Annotated in this window: 2 other annotated features. The window is 56.6% G+C overall.

Annotated features, from left to right (window positions below):
* Positions 1–2 precede the first annotated feature (2 nt).
* Positions 3–726 (forward strand) — a sequence feature (23S ribosomal RNA rRNA prediction is too short).
* Positions 727–768: 42 nt separating this feature from the next.
* Positions 769–891, forward strand: a sequence feature (23S ribosomal RNA rRNA prediction is too short).
* The last annotated feature ends 2 nt before the right edge of the window (positions 892–893 follow it).

Raw genomic sequence — 893 nt, forward strand, 5'->3', positions numbered from 1 at the left:
TCGTGACTGCGTGCCTTTTGAAGAATGAGCCTGCGAGTTTGCGGTGTGTTGCGAGGTTAACCCGGGTGGGGAAGCCGTAGCGAAAGCGAGTCCGAATAGGGCGTTTTAGTAGCACGCTCAAGACCCGAAGCGGAGTGATCTAGCCATGGGCAGGTTGAAGCGGCTGTAAGAGGTCGTGGAGGACCGAACCCACCAGGGTTGAAAACCTGGGGGATGACCTGTGGTTAGGGGTGAAAGGCCAATCAAACTCCGTGATAGCTGGTTCTCCCCGAAATGCATTTAGGTGCAGCGTCGTGTGTTTCTTGCCGGAGGTAGAGCACTGGATAGGCGATGGGCCCTACCGGGTTACTGACCTTAGCCAAACTCCGAATGCCGGTAAGTGAGAGCGCGGCAGTGAGACTGTGGGGGATAAGCTCCATGGTCGAGAGGGAAACAGCCCAGAGCATCGACTAAGGCCCCTAAGCGTACGCTAAGTGGGAAAGGATGTGGAGTCGCACAGACAACCAGGAGGTTGGCTTAGAAGCAGCCACCCTTGAAAGAGTGCGTAATAGCTCACTGGTCTAGTGATTCCGCGCCGACAATGTAGCGGGGCTCAAGCGTACCGCCGAAGTCGTGTCATTGCAGCAATACGGCCAACGCCGGCTGTGATGGGTAGGGGAGCGTCGTGTGCCGGGTGAAGCAGCCGCGGAAGCGAGTTGTGGACGGTTCACGAGTGAGAATGCAGGCATGAGTAGCGATACAAACGTGAGAAACGTTTGCGCCGATTGACTAAGGGTTCCTGGGTCAAGCTGATCTGCCCAGGGTAAGTCGGGACCTAAGGCGAGGCCGACAGGCGTAGTCGATGGATAACCGGTTGATATTCCGGTACCCGCTGTGAAGCGTCAAACATCGAA

The sequence above is a fragment of the Streptomyces sp. CS113 genome (genome assembly GCF_002188365.1).
GTDB lineage: Bacteria > Actinomycetota > Actinomycetes > Streptomycetales > Streptomycetaceae > Streptomyces > Streptomyces tendae.